Raw genomic sequence first — 7308 nt, forward strand, 5'->3', positions numbered from 1 at the left:
TATAGTATTTTGAAATTAAATAGCACCACGGGTATAATCAGGAAAGGAAGATTGTATAATAGACTTCCTGCGAAACTAAAATCCTAGTTCACGGTTGATAATTCCAGCAATCAAATTCATTCGTAATCCAAACCGTTTGCGTCGATTTCGATAGGTTGTTGAAAATATTTTAAACGTTTTTACTTTGGCAAAAATATTCTCAACATTGATTCTCTCTTTGGATAGCGCATGGTTATATGCTTTATCTTCAAGACTTAGTGGCTTAAGTTTGCTTGATTTCCTCGGAGTTTGCGCTTGTGAATACATCTTCATGATCCCTTGATAACCACTGTCAGCCAAGATTTTACCAGCTTGTCCGATATTTCTGCGACTCATTTTGAACAATTTCATATCGTGGCAATAGTTCACCGCAATATCCAAAGAAACAATTCTCCCTTGGCTTGTGACAATCGCCTGAGCCTTCATAGCATGATATTTCTTTTTACCAGAATAATTGGCTAGTTGATTTTTACCTCTGTTGCATCCACAATCACCGTATCCTCAGCACTAAGATGAGTTTTTGAAATCGTAAAACCACTTTGAATAAGAGTTGATTCAACCCATTGACTCCGACGGATTAAGGTGCTTTCGTGAATGCCAAAATCAGCCGCAATTTGTTCATAAGTACGGTATTCTCGCATGTATTGAAGAGTAGCCACGAGGAGATCTTCTAAGCTTAACTTAGGGATCCGTCCACCTTTTGCGTGTTTACGTTGATAAGCTGTTTTTAACACAGCTAACATCTCTTCAAAAGTAGTGCGCTGAACACCAACAAGGCGCTTAAATCGCACATCAGTTAATTGTTTGCTTGCTTGCTTCATAATTCATAGAACTATTGTACCATATTTTGTTTCGCAGGAAGTCTATTATAGAACTTTCAATCAGGAGTTGTCCTGATTCTTTTTGTATTTATTTTAAAAAAACCAAAGGAAATAAGTTGACAATATGTAAATATTAGTTATAATAAGAATAAATAGATATTAAGATTTGTATAGAATGAAAAAGAGCAGAGTTTCCTGAAATTTCCACCATTTCAATAGAGCCCTGTTTCTTTTTTGCGTATGAAATGAAAATAATGTAAACCTAGCAAAAGAGTGAATTTTAGATAGGTTAAGAAGGGGAATAGATGAACATTTTAGTTGTAGATGATGAGGATATGATTAGAGAGGGAGTAGCTGCTTTTTTGAGAGAAGAAGGCTATCATGTTATTCTAGCAAAGGATGGGCAGGAGGCTTTGGAGAAATTTTATGAGTTCCCGATTCATCTGATGGTCTTGGATCTGATGTTACCGAAGCGGAGCGGATTTGAGGTGTTAAAAGAAATTAATGGAAATCATGATATTCCTGTAATCGTCTTAAGTGCACTCGGAGATGAGGAAACTCAGATGCAGGTATTTGACCTTTATGCTGATGATCATGTGACAAAACCATTTTCACTAGTGCTCCTAGTCAAACGGATTCAAGCCCTGCTTAGGCGTTACTATGTTGTGGAGGATATTTGGCATTATCAAGATGTGACAGTGGATTTCACATCCTACCAAGCTCGAGTCAAGAACGAGGAGGTTGCAATTAAGCCGAAAGAATTGTTGGTTTTAAAATGTTTGATCCAACATAAGAACCAGGTCTTGAGTAGAGAGCAGATACTCGAGTCTATCTCGAATGATTTTGCAGATTTGCCTCTTGATAGAGTAGTTGATGTTTACATTCGAAATCTTCGTAAGAAGTTGGATCTGGATTGCATTGTAACAGTGAAAAATGCCGGATACAAAATTAGCTTATGATAAAAAATCCTAAATTATTAACCAAATCATTTTTAAGAAGTTTTTCGCTTTTAGGTGCAATTGCTTTGGTCATCCACATTGCCATCTATCTGACCTTTCCTTTTTATTACATTCAGCAAGAGGGTGAGAAGTTTAATGAGAGTGCGACTATTATAAGCAAGTACTTAGAAGGCAAAAATTTTCATGAACTGTCTAGTTTGCTGGAGTCCTATTCGAAATCTCTTCGCATCTCTGCCCATTTGAAAGATGATGTACTGGATAAGAGAATTTCCCTTGTGCACGACTTGGAAATAAAGGAAGGTAGTCCCACTAACTATATCGTAACGATTGACCGTCAGATTACGACAGCTGATGGTAAAAAGGTAACCATTCAATTTATTCAAGGTGTGGATATTTATAAAGAGGCAACACGGATTATGCTTCTCTATCTCCCGTATACCTTTTTAGCAACGCTTGTATTTGCCTTTCTCTTTTCCTACTTCTATACGAAACGTTTACTGGAGCCTCTCTTTTATATCTCAAAAGTTACAGGTAAGATGCAGGAGTTGGATCATGATATTCGCTTTGATGAAACGCGAAAGGATGAAGTTGGGGAAGTTGGAAAGCAAATCAATGATGTGTATGAAAACTTGCTGGCAGTCATTGATGAATCTGATAGAAGAAATGAACGGATTGTCAGGTTGCAAAAGCAGAAAGTTTCTTTTGTTCGTGGAGCGTCACATGAGTTGAAGACCCCTTTAGCCAGTCTTCGAATTATTCTAGAGAATATGCAGTACAATATTGGGGATTATAAAGACCACCCTAAGTATATAGCAAAGAGTATCGATCAAATTGATCAAATGAGCCACTTGCTCGAAGAAGTTTTGGAGTCCTCTAAGTTCCAAGAGTGGACAGAGTGTAGCGAGACCTTGATAGTCCAGACTATTTTGACGGATGTTTTATCTCGCTATCAGGAATTAGCACGCTCAAGAGGAATAGAAATTGAAAATCAATTGACAGATGCTACTAGGGTCGTCATGAGTCTCAAGGCATTGGATAAGGTTTTGACAAACCTGATTAGTAATGCAATTAAATATTCAGATAAAAATGGGCGCGTAATCATATCCGAGCAAGATGGCTATCTTTCTATCAAAAATACCTGCCAACCTCTTAATCAAGAAGAGTTGAATCATTTGTTTGATATTTTTTACCACTCTCAAGTTGTCACAGACAAGTCTGAAGGGTCTGGTTTAGGACTCTATATCGTGAATAACATCCTAGAAAGTTATCAAATGTCCTATAGTTTTCTCCCTTATGAACAGGGAATGGAATTTAAAATTTGCTTGCAAGCAGATTAGTTGTATAAAGCAAAAGAACGGAAATCTCTCCGTTCTTTTTTTGTTATAGTTCATATAGGGTTAACATATGGGTGTTATTCTTTGTATAAAAAGAAAGGATACTAATATGGTATTAGCAATTATTTTAGTAACATTCCTTATTCGATTGATTTTTTTAAAGCGTTCGATAGAGAATGAGAAACGAATCCTTAGCAACGGTGGGCAAGAATTTGGGGTTGAGAATACAAAACGATTGACGTTGGCACATATTATTTTTTATCTCTCTTGCTTCGTTGAAGCAATGGTGCACAAGACAAATTTTGATGGTATGAGCATGGTTGGTTTAGTCTTGCTTATTTTTTCTATGCTGATGTTGATGTTGGTGATTCACTTGTTGGGAGATATTTGGACAGTAAAGCTTATGCTTGTCAATAATCACAAATTTGTAGATCACTTCCTTTTTAGAACTGTAAAGCATCCTAATTACTTTTTAAATATATTACCAGAACTAGTTGGTTTGGCTCTGGTGAGTCATGCTTATGTGACATTCATCTTTATTTTTCCTGTATATGCTACTATTTTATACCATAGAATAGCAGAGGAAGAAAAATTATTGCAGGAAGTTATTATTCCAAATGGAAGAATGAAAGGCTAAAAATAATATACCCAATTTAATATGCAGTTCATATTGGAGGGGTATACTGAAGATAAATAAAATATTGGAGGATATCGATATGTTTAAATCTAATTATGAAAGAAAAATGCGTTATTCCATTCGTAAATTTAGTGTAGGAGTAGCTAGTGTAGCGGTAGCTAGTTTGTTTATGGGAAGCGTTGCTCATGCAAGTGAGCTTGTAAAGGACGATAGTGTGAAGACTACCGAGGTTGCAGCTAAGCCCTATCCAAGTATGGCTCAAACAGATCAAGGAAATAATTCATCATCCTCGGAACTTGAGACAACAAAGATGGAAATTCCTACAACAGACATTAAAAAAGCTGTTGAACCGGTCGAGAAAACAGCTATTACTGCTTCTCAAAATGATGAGAAGAGAAAATCAACTGAAAAAGTTACAGCAGAAAAGACGAAGGAGACAGACTCATCTAAATCAAATGATAATAAAGCCAAGGTAGAAAAATTAAAGAATCGTCTCAAAAATCAAATTAATCAGAGTCAATTATCAGAAAACGAAAAGAAAAATTGGTTAGCTAGTATTGATAATGAGGAAGATACGGACAATTTACAGACTTTAGAGTATGAATTTAAAGAGTTTATCCAAAAGAAACAGGAACAAACTTCTAAGCAGTCAGATACGAAAGTAGATCTAGGCAATATTGACAAAGAGCTTAATTATCAAAAGAGACAAGTTGAAAAAATGGCAGAGCAAAAGGGAATCACAAATGAAGATAAAGACTCTATGCTGAAAAAAATTGAAGATATTCGTAAACAAGCTCAACAAGCAGATAAAAAAGAAGATGCCGAAGTAAAGGTTCGTGAAGAACTAGGTAAACTCTTTAGTTCAACTAAAGCTGGTCTGGATCAAGAAATTCAAGAGCATGTGAAGAAAGAAACGAGTAGTGAGGAAAATACTCAGAAAGTTGATGAACACTATGCTAATAGCCTTCAGAATCTTGCTCAAAAATCTCTTGAAGAATTAGATAAGGCAACTACCAATGAACAAGCTAAACAAATTAAAAATCAATTCTTAGAAAATGCTCAAAAGCTCAAAGAAATACAACCTCTTATCAAAGAAACGAATGTGAAATTGTATAAGGCTATGAGTGAGAGCTTGAAGCATGTTGAACAAGAATTAAAACATAATTCGGAAGCTAATTTAGGAGATTTGGTTGCGAAATCTAAAGAAATCGTAAGAGAGTACGAAGGAAAACTGAATCAATCTAAAAACCTCCCGGAATTAAAGCAACTAGAAGAGGAAGCTCATTCGAGGTTGAAACACGTTGTGGAGGATTTTAGAAAAAAATTTAAAACATCAGAGGAGGGGACACCTAAAAAACGTGTCAAACGAGATTTAGCCGCTAATGAAAATAATCAACAAAAGATTGAGTTAACAGTTTCACCAGCGAATATCACTGTATATGAAGGTGAAGACGTGAAATTTACAGTCACAGCTAAAAGTGATTCGAAGATTAAGTTGAATTTTTTGGATCTTTTGACAAAATATAATCCGTCTGTAGTAGGAACTAGAATCATTCATAATTATAAGAATGATGTTGAGAATCATAAGATTGTCGAGATTACTATTAAGAATTTGAAGCCAAATGAAAGTCAAACAGTGACTCTAAAAGCTCAAGATGATTCTGGCAATGTGGTCGAAAAAACGTTAACTATTACAGTGCAAAAGAAAGAGGAGAAACAAGTTCCTAAAGCACCCGAGCAGAAAGATTCTAAAGCGGAAGAAAAGATTCCTCAAGAACCAAAATCAAATGACAAGAATCAATTACAAGAGTTGATTAAATCAGCGCAACAAGAACTGGAAAAGTTAGAAAAAGCAATAAAAGATTTAATGGAGCAACCAGAGATTCCATCCAATCCAGAGTATGGTATTCAAAAATCTATCTGGGAGTCACAAAAAGAGCCTATCCAGGAAGCCATAACAAGTTTTAAGAACATTATTGGTGATTCATCTTCACAATACTACACAGAGCACTATTTTAACAAATATAAATCTGATTTTATGAATTATCAGCTTCATGCACAAATGGAGATGCTGACTAGAAAAGTGGTTCAGTTTATGAACAAATATCCTGATAATGCAGAAATTAAAAAGATATTTGAGACAGATATGAAGAGAACGAAGGAGGATAATTACGGAAGTTTAGAAAATGATGCTTTGAAAGGCTATTTTGAGCAATATTTCCTTACACCATTTAATAAAATTAAGCAGATTGTAGATGATCTGGATAAAAAAGTAGAACAAGATCAGCCAGCACCAATTCCGGAAAATTCAGAAATGGATCAAGATAAGGAAGAGGCTAAGATTGCTGTGTCGAAGTATATGAGTAAGCTTTTAGATGGAGTTCGTCAACATCTGCAGAAGGAAAATCACAGTAAAATTGTTGCTCTTTTTAAGGAACTTGAAGCGATTAAACAACAAACTATTTTTGATATTGACAATGCAAAGACTGAAGTAGAGATTGATAACTTAGTATACGATGCATTCTCAAAAATGGATGCTACTGTTGCTAAATTTCAAAAAGGTCTAGAGAAAAATACGCCAGAAACTCCAGATACACCGCAGGTTCCGGATACACCTAAGAGCCCAGATGTACCAAAGGCTCCGGATACTACACCTAAGAGCCCAGATGTACCTCAGGTTCCAGATGTACCAAAGGCTCCGGATGGGTTAAATAAAGTTGGACAAGCAGTATTTACATCAACTGATGGAAATACTAAGGTTACGGTTGTATTTGATAAGGCTGTTGATGCTGATAAGGTAAACATAAAGGAAGTAACGACTAAAGAGGTAGCTGATAAGATTTCTCGTAAAACAGGTGGAGGAACAGTTCGTGTGTTTGATTTATCTCTCTCAAAGGGAGGCAAGGAAACTCATGTCAATGGAGAACGAACTGTTCGTCTCGCACTTGGTCAGACTGATTCGGATGTTCAAGTCTATCACGTAATGGAAAATGGCGACCTTGAGCGTATTCCTTCTAAAGTTGAAAATGGGCAAGTTGTCTTTAAAACGAACCACTTCAGTTTGTTTGCGATTAAGACACTTTCTAAGAATCAAAATGTCACTACACCTAAGCAGACTAAGCCGTCTATCCAAGATAGTCAGACACAGATAGGAGAGAGCCAAACTGGAAAATTCCAGAATAAAGAAGTTAATCATAAACCATTGGCTACTGAAAATGAAACAGTAGCAAAAGGAAATCCTACATCAGCAACTAAGAAGAAATTGCCATCTACAGGAGTAGCGTCTAATCTAGTTCTTGAGATCCTTGGTCTCCTTGGTTTGATTGGAACTTCATTCATCGCGATGAAAAGAAGAAAATAATGATTCAGTTTTTAAAAAATATCCACTTTCGATATCTAGCATTTGATTGGTTATCTGTGGATGATTCCAAAGATGTTACCTATCGTTGGTATTTAACAATTATAAGTCATTTCATATAAAAGAGGCTCATTGTCAACTGTAGTGGGTTGAAGAAAAG

5 protein-coding genes are annotated in these 7308 nt (G+C 35.8%); 4 read left to right on the forward strand and 1 reads right to left on the reverse strand.

The window, feature by feature from the left end:
- Nucleotides 1-75: 75 nt before the first annotated feature.
- Nucleotides 76-860 (reverse strand): IS5 family transposase gene (locus HMPREF2876_RS10335; RefSeq protein WP_374936700.1). Its coding sequence is split into 2 segments (ribosomal slippage): nt 76-500 and nt 500-860, totalling 786 coding nucleotides; the frame shifts between segments, so codons are not numbered across the junction.
- Between the two features lie 305 nt (nt 861-1165).
- Between HMPREF2876_RS10335 and bgrR the strand changes: the two genes are divergently transcribed.
- The 4 genes from bgrR (at nt 1166) to bac (ending at nt 7151) form a co-directional block, all read left to right on the forward strand.
- Nucleotides 1166-1819, forward strand: coding sequence for a response regulator transcription factor BgrR (gene bgrR / locus HMPREF2876_RS08500; RefSeq protein ID WP_024052301.1), 654 nt, complete (start codon nt 1166-1168; stop codon nt 1817-1819).
- The gene (gene bgrS, locus HMPREF2876_RS08505) at nt 1816-3156 is read left to right on the forward strand and encodes a sensor histidine kinase BgrS (RefSeq protein ID WP_070584684.1); all 1341 of its coding nucleotides are present in this window, start codon (nt 1816-1818) and stop codon (nt 3154-3156) included. The genes bgrR and bgrS overlap by 4 nt, the downstream gene beginning before the upstream one ends.
- A gap of 106 nt (nt 3157-3262) precedes the next feature.
- Nucleotides 3263-3790, forward strand: coding sequence for an isoprenylcysteine carboxyl methyltransferase family protein (locus HMPREF2876_RS08510; RefSeq protein WP_024052303.1), 528 nt, complete (start codon nt 3263-3265; stop codon nt 3788-3790).
- Between the two features lie 79 nt (nt 3791-3869).
- Entirely contained in the window at nt 3870-7151 is a 3282-nt protein-coding gene (bac, locus tag HMPREF2876_RS08515) for an IgA Fc-binding protein BAC (protein WP_070584686.1), read from the forward strand.
- Nucleotides 7152-7308: the final 157 nt, after the last annotated feature.

Source organism: Streptococcus sp. HMSC073A12, from assembly GCF_001812815.1.
Classification (GTDB): domain Bacteria; phylum Bacillota; class Bacilli; order Lactobacillales; family Streptococcaceae; genus Streptococcus; species Streptococcus vaginalis.

Bases quoted from the DNA above. Each gene is read 5' to 3' on its own strand.
- bgrR (WP_024052301.1), top strand. From the start codon at position 1,166: ATGAACATTTTAGTTGTAGATGATGAGGATATGATTAGAGAGGGAGTA.
- bgrS (WP_070584684.1), top strand. From the start codon at position 1,816: ATGATAAAAAATCCTAAATTATTAACCAAATCATTTTTAAGAAGTTTT.
- HMPREF2876_RS08510 (WP_024052303.1), top strand. From the start codon at position 3,263: ATGGTATTAGCAATTATTTTAGTAACATTCCTTATTCGATTGATTTTT.
- bac (WP_070584686.1), top strand. From the start codon at position 3,870: ATGTTTAAATCTAATTATGAAAGAAAAATGCGTTATTCCATTCGTAAA.